Below are 21682 nucleotides of genomic sequence, written 5' to 3'. Positions count from 1 at the left end.
ATTATTAGACTTTGTGAATCTGTGAACTAAAATAAAAGTTGTGATGTAATCATAATTTTTGTTAAGGAGAGGATATTTGTATGTCTACTAAGTATAAATTTTTAAAACCTTACACTTTTAAAAATGGTGTCAAAGTCAAGAACCGGGTAGTGATTCCCCCAATAACAGAGGCTTCCGCTTTTGAAGAAGGATCTGTTACCCGTGATGAACTTCGCTACTTTAGTATTCACAGTGGTGGCGTTGGCTTGTTTATTTCGCCAGTTGCGAATGTTTCTGAAGATGGTAAAGGATTTGAAGGTGAGCTTTCCGTTGATGATGACCGATTTTTACCTGGATTGACAAAGATGGCATTGGCCATGAAACAAAATGGGACCAAAGCTATTTTGCAAATTTTCGACGCTGGGCGGATGTCAAATTCTAAAATTTTACGAGGAACCCAGCCAGTTAGTGCAAGTGCAGTTGCGGCTTTAAGACCCAATGCAGAGACACCAAGAGAGTTGACTAATGATGAGATCGAACAGATTATCACTGATTTTGGCGAAGCAACTCGACGGGCGATTCAGGCTGGATTTGATGGGGTTGAATTACATGGTGCCAATACTTATCTCTTACAACAATTTTTCTCACCTCACTCTAACCGTCGTACCGATAAATGGGGTGGCAATGTGGATAAACGCATGACTTTTGCTTTAGAAGTTATCAAAAGTGTTCATGCAGCGGTTGAAAAATATGCAGATCGTCCGTTTATTGTAGGTTATCGAATTTCACCTGAAGAAATTGAAAATCCAGGGATTCGCATGGCCGATACGCTTCATTTCATTGATGTTTTAGCGGATCAACCTATTGATTATCTCCATGTTTCAATGGGCTATGCTTGGCGAACATCATTAAATGATAAGGCCGACAAGGGGCCATTAATTCTTAAAATTAAGAAACAGGTTCGCGATCGATTGCCATTAATTTCTGTGGGTTCTGTCGAAAAACCAGAAGATGCAGAAAAGGTCATCGACGCTGGGATCGATTTTGTAGCCTTGGGTCGTGAAAGCTTACGTGAGCCAAAGTGGGTACAAAAAGTTGAAACTAATGACGAAGATAGTATTCGTTACACAATTTCAACGCGTGATTTGGATGAGCTGGGTATTACGCCATCTATGTGGAATTTTGTCACGGTCAGATTAAAGTCGGCGATGCACATTTCCAACCAACCAGATTATGATAAGGACCAATTTGATAATAAATTGGCACCGCATGAAGGCGCTTAGTTTGTCGATGATCACTGGATAATCTAATTTAACAGTCACAGTTCAAGCAATTGACAGAGGACAATCTGCCAATTGCTTTTTTTATAATTGGCGCGCATTGATGAGCGAGCTTCGTGCTTAATCCTCGAAACAAGCATAAGATACAAAGTAAATATGTAAGTAGTGAGGGTGAAAATATGACCAAAACCTTGTCGGTAAATCTGGGTAGTTCAACGCTTAAATGGCGGTTATTTGAGATGCCTGATGAAAAACAAGTTGCTTCAGGACTAGTTGATTTTTTTGATAACACGAAAGCAAAAATTACGGTGAAGTATGGTGATAAAAAGGCCGAACGGACTTTTGATGAAAAACTAAGCCTTAAAGATGCTATTACTATTTTAATGGATGAATTAAGGCGACTAAAGTTAGTTAAGGATCTTCATGAAATCGCTGGAGTTGGCCATCGTGTGGTTGCTGGTGGAGAAGTGTTTAAAGAGTCCGTGGTCATCACGAAAGATGTTTTAAAACAAATCGATGACTTAGATGTTTTTGCGCCATTGCACAATCATGTTGAGGTCGGGGGGATTGAACTCTTTAGACAATTAATGCCGTGGACCACGCAAGTAGCTGTGTTCGACTCAGCGTTTCATCAAACTATGCCAGAAGAAAATTATTTGTATGGTATTCCCTATGACTTTCACGAAAAATATGGTGCCCGAAAGTATGGTGCCCATGGGACAAGTGTGCGGTATGTTTCTAAACACGCGGCAAAAGTTTTGCAGCGACCATTAGAAGATTTGCGGCTCATTGTGATGCATTTGGGTGCCGGTTCCAGTATTACTGCGGTAAGTAAAGGGAAGTCATTGGACACTTCGATGGGATTTACCCCGTTAGATGGGTTAATTATGAACACCCGGAGTGGGCAAGTTGATGCGTCGTTAGTGACTTACTTGATCAAAAAATTAAATTTGAAAAATGCGGATGAAATGCTAAATATATTAAATAACGAGTCCGGTTTATTAGGCATTTCGGGATTTTCAGATGATCAAAGAGAATTGAAGAAATTGGTAAGCACTAATCCACGTGCTCGGTTAGCTTTGAACATGTTTGCCAATCGGGTTGTGAAATTTGTAGGTAGCTACATCGCCTTAATGGACGGCGTTGATGCCTTAATTTTTACCGGCGGGGTTGGTGAAAATAGTTTTGAAATGCGCGAACAAATCATGTCCCATTTTGGCTATGTGGGTGCCACAATCGACAAGACGAAAAATGAATCCGGTAATAAAGAAATTGATGTAAGTGCAGCGGATGCGAAAGTCAAAACGCTCGTCGTACCCACCAATGAAGAACTGATGATTGCGCGTGATGTGTATAAACGCTTATTATGAATGATAAGCAGTTCAAATTAATAGCCCTCGGAACTGACAGCGATGTCGTTTTGAGGGCTATTTTTGCTTTATTAATGCGGCCAATCCCGTTTGATGCGTTTAATGATTGGCGAAACACGTCTTTTTTGTCCTTTTAAATAGTTAAAGTAGACTTTCATTTGGGCATCCTTGTCGCCAAGCGGGATGCGCACCCGGTTGTCATCTTCTTTAAATTGTTCCGTAAAACTTGGATCAGACTTGGAAAGGCTGCTACTAAAATAAGGAAAATCTGAATATTTCGTAATTTCAGAAAAAGCTTCCCGCTGATCTTGATAGAGAAATTTAGCTCCTGGAATTTCATTTTGGATAATGTCACGCCAAGGACCAATATCACTTAACACGATGAAACTTAAATTTTCCAATTCAGAAAAACTTACAGTTGATTGGTTAGCGTGATACATGAATTTATCAAGATTCACGGCGAGCTTTTCGGTCCCTAAGTATTGGGAATCAATGTTTGGAGAGGTAAGTTCTTGATTGGAAATAATTCCAGTATAGGCATTGTTGATAAGTAAAGTAACTACTTGGTCGGCAGGAATTAAGTCCGAGCTGATTTGTCTATTTTTAGTTTCCGGACTGAGGAGATTTTTTAGAAAGATTAACGGTCCTGGAATCACGGAACCAATGCGGATTTCCCGTTGATTTTGGTCAAAATTGCGTACCTTGTCAATCATCTGTTTATTTGCTTGAATAAGCGTTACCGCTTCCTGGGCGGCAAGCTGACCAGTTTTAGTCAATTTAATGTGATTCGGCTGGCGGTCAAATAGTTTTACACCTAAATCTTCTTCTAGTTTTTGCATACCTCGCGTCACAGTTGGTTGGGTGACATTGAGTTGTTCAGCTGTTTTAGCTAATGTGCCGGTGTTTGCAAACGTTGCTAACTCTTCTAATAGATACGGATCAATCATTTTATCAGCTCCTAGTATACGCTGACTGTATACTAGCATGATTAAGTAGTAATTTTCAAATGATTGAGTTTCTTCTATTATAAGGATGTTGAATAAAGTTATGAACGAAAAGTAGAAAGGATGTTTTAAAATGACAAAAGTACCAATGGTTAAATTAAATAATGGTGTTGAAATGCCACAGTTAGGCTTCGGTGTTTTCCAAGTGCCAGATTTGAGTCAAGCTGAAGAGGCTGTTACAAATGCGCTTCAGGCAGGTTACCGATTGATCGATACTGCCACGGCTTATCAAAATGAGGAAGCTGTTGGGCGTGCAATTCAAAAGAGTGGCATAAAACGTGAAGAAATTTTTGTCACTTCCAAACTGTGGGTGTCAGATTTCACATATGATCGTGCCAAAAAAGGAATTGATGCTTCTTTAGAAAAACTTGGTTTAGATTACATGGATTTATATTTGCTTCATCAACCATACGGTGATGTCATGGGTGCATGGCGGGCAATGGAAGAAGCTTATAAGGCAGGTAAAATTCGGGCAATTGGCGTTTCCAATTTTTATGCAGACCAGTTAAAGAATCTTGAATTGACCATGCCGGTTAAACCAGTTGTAAACCAAATTGAAGTTAATCCATGGTATCAACAAGCTGATGAGGTTAAGTTCAATCAGGGTGAAGATATTCGTGTTGAAGCTTGGGCACCATTTGCAGAAGGTAAACATAATATTTTCACAAACGAAAAAATTGCAGAAATTGCACAAAAATATGGCAAATCAAATGGTCAGGTGATTTTACGTTGGCTTTTGCAACGTGGAATTACGGTCATTCCTAAGTCTGTTCATCGTAATCGCATGGAAGAAAACTTGAATGTGTTTGATTTTGAATTAACTGCCACAGAGATGCAAACGATGGCATCCTTGGACAAAAATGAAAGTCAATTCTTCGATCATCGTGATCCAGTGACCATTGAACAGATTTTTGGTTCTAGTCTGAAACAATTACAGTAATCAACTTAGCGGTAAAGGAGCACTTTAAAATGGCAACAGTTAACACACCAAAAATTAAATTAAATGACGGGACCGAGATCCCAGCAATTGGCTTCGGGACTTTTCAAATTCCCAGTGATGGTTCTACTTACAAAGCGGTAAGTGAAGCGTTGAAAATTGGTTATCGTCATATCGATACTGCTGTGGCGTACTTTAATGAAGCCGAAGTCGGTAAGGCAATTAAAGACAGTGGTATTCCACGTGACCAAGTTTGGGTAACTAGTAAACTTTGGTTACAGGACTTTGGTTACGAACCAGCTAAAAAAGCAATTGATTTGTCGTTGCAAAAACTGGGATTAGACTATATGGATCTGTATTTAATCCACCAACCATATGGAGATGTTCCTGGTGCATGGAAAGCCATGGAAGAAGCCAAACGAAATGGTAAAATCAAGTCCATCGGAGTTTCTAATATGACGCCAAAGATTTGGAACAAGTTTGTGCCTTTGTTTGCAACTTTACCATCGGTTGATCAAGTGGAATTTAATCCTTATTTCCAGCAAAAAGAATTACGTAAAATTTTAGACGCTGCAAACGTTAAGGTTGAAGCTTGGGCACCCCTTGGTCAAGGTAACCATGATTTGCTGAATGAGCCGGTAATTACGAAATTAGCTGAAAAATATGGCAAAGATGCGGGTCAAGTGATTTTGCGTTTTGAAAATCAAGAAGGCATCATTGTCTTTCCAAAGTCAGTACACACCGCTCGAATTGAAAGCAATCTTGATATCTTTGATTTTGAGCTTACTGATCAAGAAATTGACCAGATCAGGGCTCTTGATAAGGGAAAAGGGAATCACGATCCTGATGCTCCTGGAGTTCAAGAACAGTTAGCTAGTTATGATGTTCATGATAATGATTAAGGTAAACTAAATAATTTTTAGACTAAAGGTTGAAACTACAAAAACTTATCTTGTTGCTTGATACGGAAACGTTCAAGGCAGCAAAATTAGATAAAATGCGTCTTCCAGCAAATTTGGGCCGTAGTGCGAGTCCTTGCGGCCGAGCTTGCCACAAGAATCGACATCGACAGGAGCAAGAAAGATTTTCGGAACGAAAATCATCATTACTAGGCGGAATAGTGCGAGTCCTTGCGGCCGAGCTTGCCACAAGAATCGACATCGACAGGAGCAAGAAAGATTTTCGGAACGAAAATCATCATTACTAGGCGGAATAGTGCGAGTCCTTGCGGCCGAGCTTGCCACAAGAATCGACATCGACAGGAGCAAGAAAGATTTTCGGAACGAAAATCATCATTACTAGGCGGAATAGTGCGAGTTCTTGCGGCCGAGCTTGCCACAAGAATCGGCATCGACTGGAGCAAAAAAGATTTTCGGAACGAAAATCATCATTACTAGGCGGAATAGTGCGAGTTCTTGCGGCCGAGCTTGCCACAAGAATCGGCATCGACTGGAGCAAAAAAGATTTTCGGAACGAAAATCATCATTACTAGGCGGAATAGTGCGAGTTCTTGCGGCCGAGCTTGCCACAAGAATCGACATCGACTGGAGCAAGAAAGATTTTCGGAACGAAAATCATCATTACTAGGCGGAATAGTGCGAGTTCTTGCGGCCGAGCTTGCCACAAGAATCGACATCGACTGGAGCAAAAAAGATTTTCGGAACGAAAATCATCATTACTAGGCGGAATAGTGGGTGCGACTTGGAGCCGCAAGCCACGTCTCCAAGTTCGGCCTTTATCTAAGTGAAACCTGCTAAGATAAACGATACTACTGAGCCCATTTGCTTCCAGACTAAGTCTAATCTTTGCGCTCAACACACTGATATAATAATTTTGATACTTTCAACCTTTAGTTTTTAGACAAAATAATCCCTCAAGGTCGGTTATAGCCAGCCTTGAGGGACTTTTTTATTCTTGCGGATCAGTCATCTTGATGATAATTTTTCCTTTAGCTCTTCCAGAGCGGGAGTAGGCAAACGCATCAGGTAAGTCTGAAAAGTCAACAATGCGGTCAATGATGGGATGCAGTTTATCTGATTCAATCAGTTGGCGAATAACTTCAAGTTCTTGACCACTTGATTTCATAAACAGGAAATCATATTGAACCTGATGAACTTTTTCAAGCTTAGTTAGCTTATGTGAAGCTGCGCCTATAAGGAGTTGTTTCCAGATTGGTAAACCAAATGCTTTAGCAAACCGGACGTTGGGCATTCCTGCGATGGACACAATTTTGCCACCCGGTTTGACAATCTTAAATGCCTTTTCTAAAGATTCACCGCCAAGAGTATCAAAAACGTAATCGTAATCAAATAAAACTTCATCAAATTGTGTTTGCTTGTAATCAATGACTTGATCAGCTCCAAGTGAGCGCACTAGATCAATATTTTTAGTACTAGTTGTGGTTGCGACGAAGGCACCGAGCTGTTTTGCAAGTTGAATGGCAATGGTTCCTACGCCACCGGACCCGGCTTTGATCAAAACTTTTTGGTTAGGTTGAATAGACATCAGGTCATGTAAGGCTTGATAACTAGTTAAACTAACCAATGGAATAGCTGCCGCTTCTTCAAACGATAAATTTTGTGGTTTATGTGCAATGTCACTTTGATCAACCGCGATGTATTCCGCAAAAGTACCAATGTGATCATCTTGTGGACGCCCATACACTGCATCGCCAACTTTAAAATCGGTGACCTGCGAGCCGATTTGGGTGATGGTTCCGGCAAAGTCACTACCAAGAATTAGCGGCATTTTGTATTTTAAAAGCATTCGTAAATCGCCGTCTTTAGTTTTTAAATCGATTGGGTTGATGCTTGCGGCCATGGTTTTGACAAGAACATCATTTGGGCCAACCTCAGGCACTGGTACATTTTGGATGGTGGGGGTTGCTTGTTTATAATGGGTAATTAAAGCTGCTTTCATAGTTGAATTCATATTAAGCTCCTTGTTTATTGGTTTAATCTTTTAAACATTCGATAAGAAGAATATTAGTGCATTGGTTTAAACTTGTCAACATACATTCTTGACAAAGTTTTTATTTCAGCGTTTAATGGTTTAGAAATATGAACGAACACTTTAATACAAAAGTGGTAAAAATTTAAGGAGTAACCTAATGGCCGAACAATCAATGAAGATCTTAAAAAAGAGTGCGCCAATTTTTGCAATGCTACAGGATGAAAATCGCCAACAAATTTTGTTGATGCTGTGTGCAGTCGACAAATTGACGGTGAATCAGATAACAGAGCAACTGGAATTATCCAGACCTGCAGTGTCCCATCACCTTAAACTGTTATTGGATGCTGGACTGGTCACCGTGACCCGGGCAGGAACCGAAAGATATTACACCGTTCATTTGAATGGAGCGATTGATCTGCTGAAACAGTTAACCGCATCACTAGAAGCAGATTTGAATCAGCGAGAGGCACGCTATTAGATTGATACGCAATGCCTTTGGACTGTAAATTGATGAGAAGAGGTCTGTTAAATGACAAATTTACGAGAACTTACCCTGCAAGATGAGTTAATTTTTGATGATTGGATTCAAGCTTGGAAAAACGAACCCACACAAGTGTCGGTATCCAGACCAATTCAGACCAATTTTGCTGAATTTATTAAACAATTACAGACCAACAGTCGTCATCCAGAAGCACCTCGGGTTCCGGCTACTAAATATTTTTATATTGAAGCTAATCGTATTAAGGGTGGTATTTCATGTCGGTGGAAATTAAATGATTACTTACTGAAATTTGGTGGCAACATTGGATACGGCGTGGCACCGGAATTTCGGAACCAAGGCATCGCTTCTGAAATGTTGCAGCAAGCGTTAGCCTTATTCAAGGCACGGAATATTACCAAAGTTTTGATTACCGCAGAAGACTGGAATATTGCCAGTCAACAAGTTATAAACAATGCTGGTGGAATTTACGAAAATACGCTTATGGAAGAATCCACGGGCCATCACTTGCAACGGTACTGGATTACTTTGAAATAATTGAAGTATGTGAAATAAAAGCTCCGTTGAAATTTAGTATCCTCAAGAGGATTTCTAAATTTCAACGGAGTTTTTTGTAAAAATTATTTTCTTGGATAGGCATGATCAGGATAAGGGGTAACACTCAAGCTGCCACCACGATAAATGGCATAGTATACATCTGCAAGTTGGTAATTCTGTGTTTTTAAGTTTTGCATGACCCATGCTTCATCTTTGTCAATTAATTCTAATATGGTGCTATCAATTACGGTATCCACAATCAGCGGGTATTTAACGGCATCGTCGCCTTGCATTGTGACGGTGAGCTGGCCGTTTTGTTCTAGGACGGCACGTTTAACTTCACTGATGTCATTGACACCTGCCGATCTTAGTTTTAAGGATAACTCACTGGCACTTAAACCAGCACGGGTTGCAACACCAACTAAAATTTGACCATTTTGCACAATTGTATGCGGTTCTCCAGTAACAAACCTTCGTAAAAATTGGTTGTGGTTACTGATAAATTTAACGATTAAAACAATTAAGGTCCAGATCAGTAAAATCAAAACAAACTGAAGTAACGTGATGTCAGTGTTATAGATCATCCCGCCAATAATGCCGCCAAGGACATAATTTTGAATTTGGTCCACTGCGCTAGTTGGTGCTAGATTTCCTTTGCCAAGGAGATTAATTTGGACAATCACGCAAACTAAGCCAAGGGCGAATTTTAAACCAATATCCAGATAAGAAAACATATTATTTCACCTCCTGATTGTTAATAATTTGTGCACGTTGCAGATGATAGCTTGAAAAGTCACTATCGAAATCAACCTGATAATAACGCTGATTAATTTTTAAAATCATTTTATCCGTTAAAACCGTTTTATTAGTTTTTAGTTTTTTTAGGGAAACATTCTTCTTGTGGCTCACAGTTTGTAAAAATCGCACAATTTGGGCATTTTGACTTAAGCTAGTCTGATACTGTTGATAATTACTGAATTGAATTCCGCCTACTAAACAAGCACTGAGCACAAAAATGATTAACAGATCTCGGTATTTGCCTTCATTTCGATGTCGTAAGAAAAGGATTAACATAATGACGGCAATTAGTGAAAGCACGACTAAAATACCGTATCGCCAAAGTAGGATGCGATTCGTTTGAGCTAATAATTGTTGGTATGAATAAAATGTCATAAGCGGCCTCTTTTTCAAAATTTAACACGATTTTAGTATAACATAGGGGAATTTATCATCTGATTTGTTAATCTAAGATGGTGGTCGTTTAGATTTAGAATTGAATTGTGAAGGTTATAGGATTCGTAACAGGAATGAGGATGGAGCTTTATAAAAATAATGGCAGGTTAGTCATTATCCATTTTTAATGGTAATGACAAGTTTCGAGGATAGGCTTTTTCGTTTGGAAGTCGTATAATGAGATTATTCTAATAAAATAGGGAGAATAACATGGCAGAAATAACACATTTTTATGAAACATTCCAACCAACACAGTATGATGTCTATTTAGATGTCAATCGAGAAACAAAACAAATTGCGGGTAAAACCAGTATCACTGGTGAAGCTAAAACTCAAACGGTTTCTATTCATCAAAAGGGTTTAGTTGTCGCTTCCGTTCAAGCAGATGGCAAGGATGTCTCGTTCACAACGGACGACAAAGCTGATGCCATTCGGATCGATTTGTCACAGACTGGTGAAGTGAAGTTAACCATTACTTACAAGGCACCGTTAACTGATTCAATGATGGGAATTTACCCTTCATATTATGAAGTTAATGGCGAGAAAAAGCAGATTATCGGGACACAATTTGAAACCAACTTTGCGCGGCAGGCCTTTCCTTGTGTGGATGAACCCGAAGCTAAAGCTACCTTTGATTTAGCCATTAAGTTTGATGAGCATGAAGGTGAAACGACAATTAGTAACATGCCAGAAGCTCGTGTCGAAAATGGTGTCCACTATTTTGACACCACAGTTCGAATGTCGACTTATCTAGTTGCCTTTGCCTTTGGTGAATTACAAAGCAAAGTCACCACTACTAAGAGTGGGGTTAAAGTTGGGGTGTTTGCAACTAAGGCTCACCAAGCTAAAGAATTAGATTTTCCTTTGGACATTGCTAAGCGTTCAATTGAATTTTATGAAGATTTCTACCAAACACCATATCCGTTGCCACATTCTTGGCAGTTAGCCTTACCTGATTTCTCAGCTGGTGCCATGGAAAACTGGGGATTAGTGACTTATCGAGAAGCATACTTAGTACTTGATCCCGACAATACTGCCCTTGACATGAAACAGCTTGTGGCGACTGTTATTGCGCATGAATTGGCTCATCAATGGTTTGGTGATTTGGTTACAATGAAGTGGTGGGATGATCTCTGGTTAAACGAAAGTTTTGCTAACATGATGGAATATGTGGCTATTGATGCGCTTGAACCTGATTGGCATATTTGGGAAATGTTCCAAACATCCGAGGCCGCTGCTGCTTTACAACGGGATGCTATTGATGGGGTTCAGTCTGTGCATGTGAATGTGGAAAATCCTGCGGAAATTGATGCGCTGTTTGACAGTGCGATTGTTTACGCTAAGGGTGCCCGCCTACTGGTTATGGTTCGCGCTTTACTTGGTGACGATGCCTTACGAGCTGGCTTAAAGAAATACTTTGCTGCTCACAAATATGGCAATGCAACTGGTGCCGACTTATGGGCTGCATTAGGTGAAAGCTCTGATCTTGATGTGGGTGCTATCATGAATTCTTGGTTGGAACAACCAGGTTATCCAGTCGTCACAGCTGCAGTTGAAAATGGTCAGTTAACTGTTTCTCAACAACAGTTCTTCAGTGGCGAAGGTAAAGAAGTGGGTCGTAAGTGGCAAATTCCACTAAATGGCAATTACGAAACTGTCCCTCAAATTATGGCGGAAAAGTCAATTACATTAGGTGACTATGCTAAGTTACGTGAAGAAAATGGCAAACCATTCCGCTTGAATGTGGGGAATGATTCCCACTTTATCGTCAAATATGATGAAACCTTATTAAAAGATATTTTGGATAATGTGGAGGCACTTGATGACATTTCTAAACTCCAAATTTTACAAGATTTACGATTATTAGCAGAAGGTCGTCAGATTTCTTATGCCGAAGTTGTCCCATTGTTACCACAATTTGCAAATAGCAAGTCAAACGTGGTGAACGTGGCCTTGTACCAAGTTGCCGGAAATTTGAGAAAATTTGCAACTCCAAAGTCGGATGAAGAAAGGGCTGTTCAAGCGTTTTACGATAAATTGAGTGCAGATCAGGTTGCGCGGTTAGGTTGGAAACCAAAATCCGACGAATCAAACGATGATCAATTGAACCGACCATATGCGTTAGGTGCAACACTGTATGCCAAGAATGCTGATTCAATTGCGGCTGCTCACGAGATTTTTGTGGCTAATAAGGATCAGTTGGCAAGCTTACCAGCCGACACGCGAGTTTTCATTTTGCTGAACGAAGTGAAAAACTTTGGTAGCCAAGAACTGTTTGATCAGCTCTTAAAACAACATCATCAGACGTCTGATAGTAGTTACAAGGAAGCTATCTGTGCAGCATTAACAAGCACACCTGATGCCAAGTTAATTGCGCAATTAATCGCGAAGTTCGAAGATGCTGACACGATCAAACCACAAGATTTACGGGCCTGGTTCCGAGGCGTTTTGGCAAATGAAGATGGCCAACAAGCTGCTTGGGATTGGCTTCGTAATGACTGGCAATGGCTCGAAGATACGGTTGGCGGTGATATGGAATTCACAACTTACATTACTGTAATTGCCGGGATTTTTCATACACCAGAGCGTTTGGCAGAGTTCAAAGCGTTCTTTGAACCAAAGCTCAACACACCCGGTTTAACACGTGAAATCACAATGGATACGAAAGTGATTGAAAGCCGTGTTGCCTTGATTGAAGCTGAAAAAGATAGTGTCAATGCGGCTGTGGCAAAGGTTGTTGACTAACCTATTGGGTGATAAAATTTAAAAAGAATAGTTGAAATGCGGCAACTCTAAGCGAGGTGCTGCATTTTTTAGTTGATCTAAAATACAATTCTTAGTATAGAAAATTAGTGACATCCAAAAATCTATCAGATATGTATTGTTGGGATCTGTTAGTATTGACAAGGAAGCAAAATTTTTAAAGTAGTAAGAGTAAGTTTTGAAAAATAGTCATGAAAAAGGAAAGCAGTTAAATAATGAAACAAGCAAACATCAGAAATTTTTCCATCATTGCTCATATTGATCATGGGAAGTCGACATTAGCCGATCGAATTATGGAACAAACCCACACGGTTAGTGAACGGGACAAAAAGGCCCAATTGTTAGATGACATGGCCGTTGAACAGGCCCATGGTATTACCGTCAAGTCCAGAACAGTGCGGAACCATTACGAAGCTGATGATGGACAAACATATGAATATAATTTTATTGATACACCTGGACATGTTGATTTTTCATACGAGGTTTCCAAAAGTTTAGCAGCGAGTGATGGGGCGATCCTATTGGTAGATGCTACTCAAGGCGTTCAGGCGCAAACGGTGGCAAACTTGCGCCTTGCCAAGCAAAATCATTTGGTCATTATTCCAGTGATTAACAAGGTGGATAGTGATGCAGCCGATGTGCCACGGACACAAGCTCAGATTCAAAAGTTAGATCCGGCGTTCGAAAATTTGGATATGCTGAAAATTTCAGCCAAAACTGGGATGGGTGTGCATGAAGTTCTGGAAGCCATTCGGACAACCATTCCAGCGCCAACCGGAGATAAAAAGGCACCGTTAAAGGCGTTAGTTTTTGACTACATGTACGATGCCTTTAAAGGAATTATCGCCTATGTACGCCTTGTAGATGGCACATTAAAGCCAGATGATTCGTTAGTATTGATGGCGGAGCAAACACACATTTCGGCTAATGCATTGGGCTACTTTGCGCCCAATATGACGCCCGTTAATGAGTTAAATGCGGGTGATGTGGGATATGTTGTGACGGGGCTAAAAGATCCGCAATTAGTTCGAGTGGGAGACACCATGACTTCGGCCACCAAGCCAACTTCGCAACCACTGGCTGGCTATGAACCCGCAAAATCAATGGTGTTTGCCGGATTTTATCCAAGGGACAATAATTATAGTGAATTGAAATCAGCGATTGAAAAACTCGCTTTAAATGATTCTTCGTTTCACTACAGTCTTGAAAATTCAGAGGCCTTGGGCGCTGGTTTTCGATGTGGCTTTTTAGGGATGCTGCATTTGCAAATTATTCGGGAACGTTTGAAGGATGAATATGGTTTGGAGGTACTCACAACAGCACCCAACGTGACTTATCACGTGTACTTGAAGGGTCAAACTGAACCAATGATTGTGAATAATCCGACTAATTTTCCGGAGTTTTCCAAAATTGAGTATGTGGAAGAGCCATTTATCAAAGCTGAGATTACGACACCCAATAACTTGCTAAGTGAAGTCATGAAACTTGCGGAAAAACATAAGAGCACACTGTTGGATATGGATAATCAAGCCGATTTGATCGTATTGACTTACAAAATGCCAACTTCTGAAGTGGCGTATGAATTTTTCAATCAGTTAAAGTCTGTTTCCCATGGATACGCCACCTTGGACACGACTTATCTTGATTATGAAATCGCTGATTTGGTTAAAGTTGAAGTTGATATTAACTATGCCACCGTTGATGCACTATCATTTGTAGTTCACCGTCAGGACGCGCCAAATTTAACGCAAGAACTGGTAAAAAAATTAAAAGTTGCGGTGCCGCGGCGACTTTATCCCACTCCTGTTCAGGCAGTTGTGGAAGGTAAAGCCGTTGCACGAGTTGATATTCCACCATTGCGTAAAAATGCGGCTGTTTCTGGCGGTAAAAAGAGTATTTCCAAGAAACAAGCGTTGTTACGGCGTCAAGGGATTAACAAACGACAATCAGCTAAAAACAGCATTGAGTTACCACAAGAAGTATTTAATGCCATTTTAGAGTTGGATTTATAAACGAAAGATGCATAAGTGAGTTTAGGCTTGTGCATTTTTTTGACTAACCTTCTGAAAGTTAAAGGTTTTTCATTAGTTTGATAGGCGACCTAAAGTTTGTCATATTTTCAGTCAATTTATTTCGTTGGTTTTACTCAGTTTGCTAAAATTAAGAAAAATGATATAAGGAAGAAAAAAGGTGAGATTATGCGGAAAGTACAATTTTATGGCGCAATTTCTTTGGATGGTTATTTGGCCACCGAGAAACATGATTTACAGTGGTTGTTAGATACCCAAGGCGGCGATAAAGCTAATACAGAGAAATTTTTAAAACAAGTCGACACCACCATTATGGGACGAAAAACATACGACGTGAGTAAAGGTTTAATGAATGGGGCATTGCAATTTCCTGATAAAACAAATTATGTACTCTCGCGAACCAAGCATGGTGAAGTGGCAGATGCAAAGTATGTGCAGGAATCACCAATGCAATTGGTTCAAGAATTATTGGCCCAACCTGGTGGTAATATTTGGATCGTGGGTGGTGGTCAACTTGTAGTGGATTTACTGGAGAATGATTTAATTGATGAGTGGTGGATTCAAATTGCACCGGTTTTATTGGGAAAGGGAATTCGGTTATTTCCAAACGGTGATTATTCGACTCACTTAAAGTTATTGGATGTGAATCGGTACGATCAGTTGGCAGAAGTCCATTTGTGCAAAAATTAAAAGCTTTGATAAGAATAAGTTTTAATTTATACTCGGACAATCAAACTGGTAAAATAAAGACAAAAAATTATGACGCTTGATTAACGGCAAATAAAGCAGGATGGTATCCAATGAACAACTTAAAGAAAATTTGGTTAACTCATTTACAACCAATAATCCTCCTTTGGCTCGTGATCATATTCTGGATTTATCGTAACAATGGCCTGAGTGGTTTTTCTGATGCGGAGAATTTTGGCTTCATATTTTATTTACCATTTGTAATGGCAGTAATTTTCTTTGGCTGGGGAATTTGGAAACGGAAAATGTTACCAATGTTAACGGCGGTAACATTAGTGGTCACGGCATTAGTTAGCCCTCCATTTCATTTTGGCTATGCATTGATCTTACTGTGGTTGTTAATTCCAATTTGTAGTTATTTATTTGAATGTACTTTAATCAGACGAAGAAGAAAATATTCTATTATTGCGTTGGGGGTAATGCTGTTGTGCATAATAGGAATGTTTCTAACCCCGAAGACGGCAGTACGAATGGGTGTGATTACAAATGGGCATCCGACCCTAGCGCTAACAACCAAAGTGAAGAAAAACAATTATGCGAAGAACCATACACAATATACCAACCGTGGAGATTATGTGATTAGTCACAGTTTTGTAGATAAAAGTACGGGTGCCCAATATGACGAATTCTCTATTCATCGTGAAGGCATTTTCTATATTGCAACACTGAATTATAAGGAAGACTGGGTTTAGTGTTGTCAACTGTAAGATATATTAATGTGCAAGAATGAAGGTGAAGTACAGGATAAAGGTAAAATCTTGGTTAGAAGATGGTAGTTAAATGGCTTGGTTTTTGAGAATATGTTTTAAAATCTTTAGTTTATAAAATGATCCCAAGAAAGATGCTTGGTCGACAGTCAACTACAAAGTAATTGAAAAAGATTTTATATAAAGTTGGCAATTTTATATCAATTATAATATTCGGTTTGGTGGCGAAGAAAATGAAACGAGACGTTATGATCTTTTTTTCGTGTATTTTGTTTTTTTGTCTATTAGGGGTCGCGTATGGATATGTGGCACCAAATGACGGGAATCTATAGCAGTAGTAAAAAGAATTCAGAATTGAAAGAAATATCTGAAAATAAATCGACTTATCATTTTTAATTAAGAAAAAGAATCCGAAATTTGTTATTCAGACCGATTATGAAAGTCCTTACTTAAAAAACGCTGGAAGATATAATGTTACTATTAATGGGGAAAAGTTTTGCTGCCGGAATTGAATAATATAAGGGAGATTGGCGAACGCTTGGGTTACCAACCTATAAAATTAAAGTCATAGGTTCCTTTTAGATGAAAGAAAAATAAATGAAAACAATTGTCATAAGGGTTAAAAGCGGCACTTGATTTGACAATTCGGGAAATCTTTTCAACTATGACAGTAATAAGAAATAGAGAGGTTATCACAAAATTAGATGTAATAGAAGAGAAGGAGCCGTTCATTATTAATATTATGCGTATGGTAACTGATGAAAGCATAAATTACAATTCGGCAAAAAAATTAATTTTTTATATGAGGAGACTAAAGATGAATGAACTTGAATTTTTTATTATCATGATCGTGATACTTATTTTGGAAGAATTTATATTTACTAATACAGGATACTTTTGGTTAGGTGGAATTATTCCTTTTCTGGGAACGATTGGCATCATTTACATCTTAGTAGAATCACAAAATATTCAATTTCAAGATTACTTAATTGCCGCTATAGGTATCATTGTCCTATTAATAATGTGGGGTGACGGTCATGAAAGGTATTCTAAAAGAATTAAAAAACAGAAAAATAGAATGTTTGAACAGGATTTAATGAATGAAAAACGGAAGAAGTAATTAAGCAGTTTTTCAGATTCCTATGTGGTGCGTATTCTTTTTTGCACAATCGGTGTAATAAAGTTCATACTCGAAAACGTTAATGACAAAGAATATTAACCTGTCGACTGGTTAATACCCGTACATTTACTTAAAACAATTGCATTCTCTTTTTAGAATAGGTGTTTGACCTTTTTCCAAGCCCATTCAAATGTTTGTCCAGCATTAAGCCATTTAAGAATTCTTTTCTTGTTCTTTCAAACGACTTTTATTGTCTTTGAACCATACTACCTTCTTTAGGAGCAAGGAAAATTACTAACGTCACTGGTGTTATATTAGGTGCGGTTCTTGATCCTGGTGCTTACATTGCAAAGACAATTGATAAACATGATAAAATTAAAAGAAATGGTTATCTAGAATTCTGGTGATAGCGTGGGATGTTTAAAAATTAGTGATTGAATTTGTGATTATTATGTTTCTAATTATAATTCTATCTGAATTTTTTGGAATTAATTATAGAATTGTGAAGGTAGTATGAAATCATGGACACGATTTAGTATAATTCCATAATAGGAAGGATTGTGTTTTTATGACCAAGAAAAAGTACTCAGTAGATTTTAGAAAAATGATTGTCAAGCTGTACCAGGATGGCGCCCCGGTAGCTGATCTTACAGACGAATATGGTGTATCAAATGTAACTATTTACAAATGGATTAATCTATATAAAGAAGACAAAGGAAGTGGAATTTCCAAATCAGATGTTTTAGCGTTGCAAAAACGTTTGAAACAGCTAGAAAGTGAGAATGACATCTTAAAAAAAGCCTTAACCATATTCGCCAAAAAGTAAACCCAGATGACTGGCAGACAGCCGTTGATATTAATTTGAAGCACCATAGTATCAAAGAAACCTGTAAAGTACTCTCAGTTCCACGCTCAACTTACTATGAACATCAGCAGAATCATGTATCGCCACAAGCCAAGCGTCGTAAGACACTTAGCCAGTCGATTAAACGCATTTACTTTAATTCTAGACGTATCTACGGGGCACCTAAAATTCTAAAAGCGTTACAAAAAGAAGGTAAGACTGCCAGTATTAAGCTAGTTCAACGATTAATGCGCCAAATGGGGTTAAAATCAATCACGCGCAAGAAGTGGCATTATCAACAAACTAATGATATTGATGCGACTGATTATTCAAATATACTCGCGCAAGATTTTCGTACAACCAGTCCAAATCAAAAGTGGTGTGCAGACATAACTTATATTCACACCAAAGCCAATGGCTGGTGTTATTTATCAAGCATTCAGGATTTATATTCACGTAAAATCATTGCCCATAAAATCAGCCGTCATATGACTGCTGATCTTGTGATCAGCACTTTTCAACAAGCCTTTGAAACTAGAAAGACGACTAATAACTTAATTGTGCATACCGATCTGGGTAGCCAGTACCGCAGTGCTGGCTTTGAACAGATCTTAGCGCAACACCATATTCGCCATTCTTATAGCAAGCGTGGCTGTCCCTATGACAATTCATGTTTGGAATCATTTCACGCCAGTTTGAAAAAAGAAGAGGTTTACCAACACCATTATCAGGATTTTGAAGAAGCAAATGCTGCAATATTCAGCTACATTGAGAGCTTTTATAACAGTGCTCGAATTCACAGTAGCATTGATTATTTAACTCCAAATGAAAAGGAAAAATTAGTCGCTTAAATTATACATAAAATGTGTCCAGATTCTTGACCTAAATCCATTGCAATGGTTATTGCTTTTCTTTTATTTCTAATTATAGATAAGATAATTACTAAAATTAGTGGACACTCTTTTTTTTATTAGCAGTGTTTATGATCGTGTTAATTATAGTCAAATGAACAGTTTCAAAAAGAACTCCAGTGGGTTCTTTTTGTTTTATCCGATCTGAAGGTATTATTGAATAGACATAAAAAATATAAGTTAAGAAAATTATGGTGGAGAAATTAATTGATGAGAGCAAAAAAAATATTATTAGTTTGTATTAGCACTTTGATAATCTTAATGATTTTACTTTTTTCGTGGCTATATTTATATGAAATTAAGCCAGGAACCGATGCGGACAAAGAATTGACTGTGGTTTTAAAGACAGCCAATCATAAACAAATAAAGCGACTTGCGTTGGATGACGCTACCTATAAATTTCTCAGGCGAGAAAAGCACGTTAAGGTAACTAGTTGTGTGACACAAGATGAGGAAACGGCTCCTGATGGTAGAAATAGTAGCTCTATTCAGTATGCTACGTGTACAATTGCGAAAAGAAACTTTGATGTGTGGATTAAGACAGAGTACATGTTTTTGCCCATATATAAAGTTTATAATGGATTTAGGTCAAGAATCTGGACACATTTTATGTATAATTTAAGCGACTAATTTTTCCTTTTCATTTGGAGTTAAATAATCAATGCTACTGTGAATTCGAGCACTGTTATAAAAGCTCTCAATGTAGCTGAATATTGCAGCATTTGCTTCTTCAAAATCCTGATAATGGTGTTGGTAAACCTCTTCTTTTTTCAAACTGGCGTGAAATGATTCCAAACATGAATTGTCATAGGGACAGCCACGCTTGCTATAAGAATGGCGAATATGGTGTTGCGCTAAGATCTGTTCAAAGCCAGCACTGCGGTACTGGCTACCCAGATCGGTATGCACAATTAAGTTATTAGTCGTCTTTCTAGTTTCAAAGGCTTGTTGAAAAGTGCTGATCACAAGATCAGCAGTCATATGACGGCTGATTTTATGGGCAATGATTTTACGTGAATATAAATCCTGAATGCTTGATAAATAACACCAGCCATTGGCTTTGGTGTGAATATAAGTTATGTCTGCACACCACTTTTGATTTGGACTGGTTGTACGAAAATCTTGCGCGAGTATATTTGAATAATCAGTCGCATCAATATCATTAGTTTGTTGATAATGCCACTTCTTGCGCGTGATTGATTTTAACCCCATTTGGCGCATTAATCGTTGAACTAGCTTAATACTGGCAGTCTTACCTTCTTTTTGTAACGCTTTTAGAATTTTAGGTGCCCCGTAGATACGTCTAGAATTAAAGTAAATGCGTTTAATCGACTGGCTAAGTGTCTTACGACGCTTGGCTTGTGGCGATACATGATTCTGCTGATGTTCATAGTAAGTTGAGCGTGGAACTGAGAGTACTTTACAGGTTTCTTTGATACTATGGTGCTTCAAATTAATATCAACGGCTGTCTGCCAGTCATCTGGGTTTACTTTTTGGCGAATATGGTTAAGGCTTTTTTTAAGATGTCATTCTCACTTTCTAGCTGTTTCAAACGTTTTTGCAACGCTAAAACATCTGATTTGGAAATTCCACTTCCTTTGTCTTCTTTATATAGATTAATCCATTTGTAAATAGTTACATTTGATACACCATATTCGTCTGTAAGATCAGCTACCGGGGCGCCATCCTGGTACAGCTTGACAATCATTTTTCTAAAATCTACTGAGTACTTTTTCTTGGTCATAAAAACACAATCCTTCCTATTATGGAATTATACTAAATCGTGTCCATGATTTCATACTACCTTCAGGGAGGCAATTATGATGATCGGAAAAACTTTATGGATTGGTAATTGGTTATTCTATGGCATGGGATTTATATTACTTGCTTTGATAATTTTAATTGGAGCTTTCTTGTTTAAATTTTTTAGAAACTTATTTAAATAATCTTGGAGAACATAGGTAATTTTCATAGTGAGTAAAACACTGGATATTCGGTAAACATTCCACAAGGATGAAGGTAAACATGTATGATTAGTCAAAATACTTTTGCTGAAAAGGTATTGGAATTTAACAGAGCACTCGCGCAAATTAATCTTTGTTTGCCTGATAAATATAGGATAATTAATCCCTATAGTGGTGGGCAGAAAGAACTAGTTCACAAAATTACGACGCGTTTTACCCAAAAGCATTTCAATGATACTAAGCCTCGCCGACTAATACTAGGAAGCTCACCAGCACGAAGTGGAACAGCAGTCACAGGAGTTCCTTTTGAGGATGCAAAATATCTTCAAAAAGAAACCAGAATTTTTATTGATAAGGTTCATGCCAGCCAGGCCTCTTCGAGATTTTTGTATGATGTTATGCGAAACTATGGTGGTAGAGAAAAATTCTACGATAATTTCTTTATGAGCTTTGTGTGTCCGCTAGGGTTGGTTAAGACAAATACAAAAGGAAATGAAGTTAATTGTAACTATTATGAAAGTAAAAAACTTCAAGAATATTTGTTACCATTCATTGTGAGTTCACTGCGTAGCCAAATCAAATTTGGGGTGGACACATCGGTGTGCTACTGTATTGGAAGCGGAGAAAATTATAAATTTTTAACGCAAATTAATAATGAGTATCACTTTTTTGAGAAGATTATTCCGTTAGAACATCCGCGTTTTATTACCCAATATAATTCTAAAAATATAGATTGGTACATGAAAAAGTATATGACGGCGCTACGTCTTGTTTAAAAGTATGGGTCTCCGAGAATTGACATTA

21 protein-coding genes and 1 pseudogene are annotated in these 21682 nt (G+C 38.4%); 15 read left to right on the top strand and 7 right to left on the bottom strand.

The features are described from left to right. Positions 1–80: 80 nt before the first annotated feature. Together AB3217_RS08195 and AB3217_RS08190 are read left to right on the top strand one after the other, a co-directional pair. Positions 81–1262 (top strand): NADH-dependent flavin oxidoreductase, encoded by a 1182-nt coding sequence (locus tag AB3217_RS08195; protein ID WP_367365959.1) that lies wholly within the window; start codon positions 81–83, stop codon positions 1260–1262. A gap of 176 nt (positions 1263–1438) precedes the next feature. Beyond that, positions 1439–2629: an acetate/propionate family kinase gene (locus tag AB3217_RS08190; RefSeq protein ID WP_367365958.1), complete on the top strand. Its 1191-nt coding sequence runs from the start codon at positions 1439–1441 to the stop codon at positions 2627–2629. A gap of 71 nt (positions 2630–2700) precedes the next feature. Here AB3217_RS08190 and AB3217_RS08185 read toward each other — a convergent pair whose 3' ends face one another. Further along, positions 2701–3576: a LysR family transcriptional regulator gene (locus tag AB3217_RS08185; RefSeq protein WP_068804670.1), complete on the bottom strand. Its 876-nt coding sequence runs from the start codon at positions 3574–3576 to the stop codon at positions 2701–2703. A 130-nt stretch (positions 3577–3706) separates the two neighbouring features. Between AB3217_RS08185 and AB3217_RS08180 the strand changes: the two genes are divergently transcribed. Continuing rightward, positions 3707–4573 carry an aldo/keto reductase gene (locus AB3217_RS08180; protein ID WP_057784375.1) on the top strand — a complete coding sequence of 289 codons (867 nt, stop codon included), beginning with the start codon at positions 3707–3709 and terminating at the stop codon, positions 4571–4573. Positions 4574–4602: 29 nt separating this feature from the next. Beyond that, positions 4603–5472, top strand: a complete 870-nt coding sequence (locus AB3217_RS08175; RefSeq protein WP_367365957.1) for an aldo/keto reductase — start codon at positions 4603–4605, stop codon at positions 5470–5472. Positions 5473–6478: 1006 nt separating this feature from the next. Here AB3217_RS08175 and AB3217_RS08170 read toward each other — a convergent pair. Next, a complete protein-coding gene (locus tag AB3217_RS08170) occupies positions 6479–7501 on the bottom strand; it encodes an NADP-dependent oxidoreductase (RefSeq protein WP_367365956.1) in 1023 nt (340 codons plus the stop codon). 178 nt (positions 7502–7679) lie between these two features. Here AB3217_RS08170 and AB3217_RS08165 point away from each other — a divergent pair, with 178 nt between their 5' ends. Continuing rightward, positions 7680–8000 (top strand): helix-turn-helix transcriptional regulator, encoded by a 321-nt coding sequence (locus AB3217_RS08165; protein ID WP_057784378.1) that lies wholly within the window; start codon positions 7680–7682, stop codon positions 7998–8000. Positions 8001–8051: 51 nt separating this feature from the next. Continuing rightward, a complete protein-coding gene (locus AB3217_RS08160; RefSeq protein WP_068804662.1) occupies positions 8052–8558 on the top strand; it encodes a GNAT family N-acetyltransferase in 507 nt (168 codons plus the stop codon). A gap of 83 nt (positions 8559–8641) precedes the next feature. On the opposite strand, the gene AB3217_RS08155 is transcribed toward AB3217_RS08160, so the two are convergent. Both AB3217_RS08155 and AB3217_RS08150 read right to left on the bottom strand, forming a co-directional pair. After that, positions 8642–9292: a DUF421 domain-containing protein gene (locus tag AB3217_RS08155; protein WP_367365955.1), complete on the bottom strand. Its 651-nt coding sequence runs from the start codon at positions 9290–9292 to the stop codon at positions 8642–8644. Between the two features lies 1 nt (position 9293). Then, entirely contained in the window at positions 9294–9731 is a 438-nt protein-coding gene (locus AB3217_RS08150; RefSeq protein ID WP_057784381.1) for a DUF3290 domain-containing protein, read from the bottom strand. A 270-nt stretch (positions 9732–10001) separates the two neighbouring features. Here AB3217_RS08150 and AB3217_RS08145 point away from each other — a divergent pair, with 270 nt between their 5' ends. The 5 genes from AB3217_RS08145 to AB3217_RS08125 all read left to right on the top strand — a co-directional run bounded on the left by AB3217_RS08145 (position 10002) and on the right by AB3217_RS08125 (position 17158). Further along, on the top strand, positions 10002–12536 hold the full coding sequence (locus tag AB3217_RS08145; RefSeq protein WP_068804656.1) for a M1 family metallopeptidase: 2535 nt from the start codon (positions 10002–10004) through the stop codon (positions 12534–12536). A gap of 233 nt (positions 12537–12769) precedes the next feature. Further along, entirely contained in the window at positions 12770–14566 is a 1797-nt protein-coding gene (gene lepA / locus AB3217_RS08140) for a translation elongation factor 4 (protein ID WP_367365954.1), read from the top strand. Between the two features lie 186 nt (positions 14567–14752). Further along, on the top strand, positions 14753–15274 hold the full coding sequence (locus tag AB3217_RS08135) for a dihydrofolate reductase family protein (protein ID WP_367365953.1): 522 nt from the start codon (positions 14753–14755) through the stop codon (positions 15272–15274). A gap of 110 nt (positions 15275–15384) precedes the next feature. Further along, positions 15385–16023, top strand: a complete 639-nt coding sequence (locus tag AB3217_RS08130) for a hypothetical protein (RefSeq protein WP_057784385.1) — start codon at positions 15385–15387, stop codon at positions 16021–16023. A gap of 832 nt (positions 16024–16855) precedes the next feature. Beyond that, positions 16856–17158: a hypothetical protein gene (locus tag AB3217_RS08125; protein ID WP_367365952.1), complete on the top strand. Its 303-nt coding sequence runs from the start codon at positions 16856–16858 to the stop codon at positions 17156–17158. A gap of 152 nt (positions 17159–17310) precedes the next feature. Here AB3217_RS08125 and AB3217_RS08120 read toward each other — a convergent pair. Beyond that, positions 17311–17385: pseudogene (locus AB3217_RS08120) on the bottom strand (aureocin A53 family class IId bacteriocin); the annotation flags it as partial. Between the two features lie 341 nt (positions 17386–17726). Here AB3217_RS08120 and AB3217_RS08115 point away from each other — a divergent pair. From AB3217_RS08115 to AB3217_RS08105, 3 genes are all read left to right on the top strand, one after another. Beyond that, positions 17727–17984 carry a transposase gene (locus AB3217_RS08115; RefSeq protein ID WP_017866964.1) on the top strand — a complete coding sequence of 86 codons (258 nt, stop codon included), beginning with the start codon at positions 17727–17729 and terminating at the stop codon, positions 17982–17984. After that, positions 17969–18853 (top strand): IS3 family transposase, encoded by an 885-nt coding sequence (locus tag AB3217_RS08110; RefSeq protein ID WP_105782191.1) that lies wholly within the window; start codon positions 17969–17971, stop codon positions 18851–18853. Before AB3217_RS08115 ends, AB3217_RS08110 begins: the two co-directional genes overlap by 16 nt. A gap of 321 nt (positions 18854–19174) precedes the next feature. Next, a complete protein-coding gene (locus AB3217_RS08105; protein ID WP_367365951.1) occupies positions 19175–19543 on the top strand; it encodes a hypothetical protein in 369 nt (122 codons plus the stop codon). Here the strand turns inward: AB3217_RS08105 and AB3217_RS08100 are convergent. Then, positions 19532–20416: an IS3 family transposase gene (locus AB3217_RS08100; protein WP_105782191.1), complete on the bottom strand. Its 885-nt coding sequence runs from the start codon at positions 20414–20416 to the stop codon at positions 19532–19534. The genes AB3217_RS08105 and AB3217_RS08100 overlap by 12 nt on opposite strands. Further along, entirely contained in the window at positions 20401–20658 is a 258-nt protein-coding gene (locus tag AB3217_RS08095) for a transposase (RefSeq protein WP_017866964.1), read from the bottom strand. The genes AB3217_RS08100 and AB3217_RS08095 overlap by 16 nt, the downstream gene beginning before the upstream one ends. A 285-nt stretch (positions 20659–20943) precedes the next feature. On the opposite strand from AB3217_RS08095, the gene AB3217_RS08090 reads away from it, so the two are divergent. Then, positions 20944–21654 carry a uracil-DNA glycosylase family protein gene (locus tag AB3217_RS08090; RefSeq protein ID WP_367365950.1) on the top strand — a complete coding sequence of 237 codons (711 nt, stop codon included), beginning with the start codon at positions 20944–20946 and terminating at the stop codon, positions 21652–21654. The last annotated feature ends 28 nt before the right edge of the window (positions 21655–21682 follow it).

It is taken from the genome of Pediococcus parvulus, assembly GCF_964063155.1.
Taxonomy (GTDB): domain Bacteria; phylum Bacillota; class Bacilli; order Lactobacillales; family Lactobacillaceae; genus Pediococcus; species Pediococcus parvulus.
The sequence above is the reverse complement of the archived record's forward strand: the minus strand, read 5'-3'. Positions and strand labels throughout refer to the sequence as shown.

Coding starts and splice junctions, on each gene's coding strand:
- AB3217_RS08185 (WP_068804670.1), bottom strand. CDS start 3,576: ATGATTGATCCGTATCTATTAGAAGAGTTAGCAACGTTTGCAAACACC.
- AB3217_RS08095 (WP_017866964.1), bottom strand. CDS start 20,658: ATGACCAAGAAAAAGTACTCAGTAGATTTTAGAAAAATGATTGTCAAG.
- AB3217_RS08145 (WP_068804656.1), top strand. CDS start 10,002: ATGGCAGAAATAACACATTTTTATGAAACATTCCAACCAACACAGTAT.
- AB3217_RS08180 (WP_057784375.1), top strand. CDS start 3,707: ATGACAAAAGTACCAATGGTTAAATTAAATAATGGTGTTGAAATGCCA.
- AB3217_RS08170 (WP_367365956.1), bottom strand. CDS start 7,501: ATGAATTCAACTATGAAAGCAGCTTTAATTACCCATTATAAACAAGCA.
- AB3217_RS08195 (WP_367365959.1), top strand. CDS start 81: ATGTCTACTAAGTATAAATTTTTAAAACCTTACACTTTTAAAAATGGT.
- AB3217_RS08125 (WP_367365952.1), top strand. CDS start 16,856: ATGAATGAACTTGAATTTTTTATTATCATGATCGTGATACTTATTTTG.
- AB3217_RS08165 (WP_057784378.1), top strand. CDS start 7,680: ATGGCCGAACAATCAATGAAGATCTTAAAAAAGAGTGCGCCAATTTTT.
- AB3217_RS08115 (WP_017866964.1), top strand. CDS start 17,727: ATGACCAAGAAAAAGTACTCAGTAGATTTTAGAAAAATGATTGTCAAG.
- AB3217_RS08135 (WP_367365953.1), top strand. CDS start 14,753: ATGCGGAAAGTACAATTTTATGGCGCAATTTCTTTGGATGGTTATTTG.
- lepA (WP_367365954.1), top strand. CDS start 12,770: ATGAAACAAGCAAACATCAGAAATTTTTCCATCATTGCTCATATTGAT.
- AB3217_RS08105 (WP_367365951.1), top strand. CDS start 19,175: ATGATTTTACTTTTTTCGTGGCTATATTTATATGAAATTAAGCCAGGA.
- AB3217_RS08090 (WP_367365950.1), top strand. CDS start 20,944: ATGATTAGTCAAAATACTTTTGCTGAAAAGGTATTGGAATTTAACAGA.
- AB3217_RS08150 (WP_057784381.1), bottom strand. CDS start 9,731: ATGACATTTTATTCATACCAACAATTATTAGCTCAAACGAATCGCATC.
- AB3217_RS08175 (WP_367365957.1), top strand. CDS start 4,603: ATGGCAACAGTTAACACACCAAAAATTAAATTAAATGACGGGACCGAG.
- AB3217_RS08190 (WP_367365958.1), top strand. CDS start 1,439: ATGACCAAAACCTTGTCGGTAAATCTGGGTAGTTCAACGCTTAAATGG.
- AB3217_RS08130 (WP_057784385.1), top strand. CDS start 15,385: ATGAACAACTTAAAGAAAATTTGGTTAACTCATTTACAACCAATAATC.
- AB3217_RS08155 (WP_367365955.1), bottom strand. CDS start 9,292: ATGTTTTCTTATCTGGATATTGGTTTAAAATTCGCCCTTGGCTTAGTT.
- AB3217_RS08160 (WP_068804662.1), top strand. CDS start 8,052: ATGACAAATTTACGAGAACTTACCCTGCAAGATGAGTTAATTTTTGAT.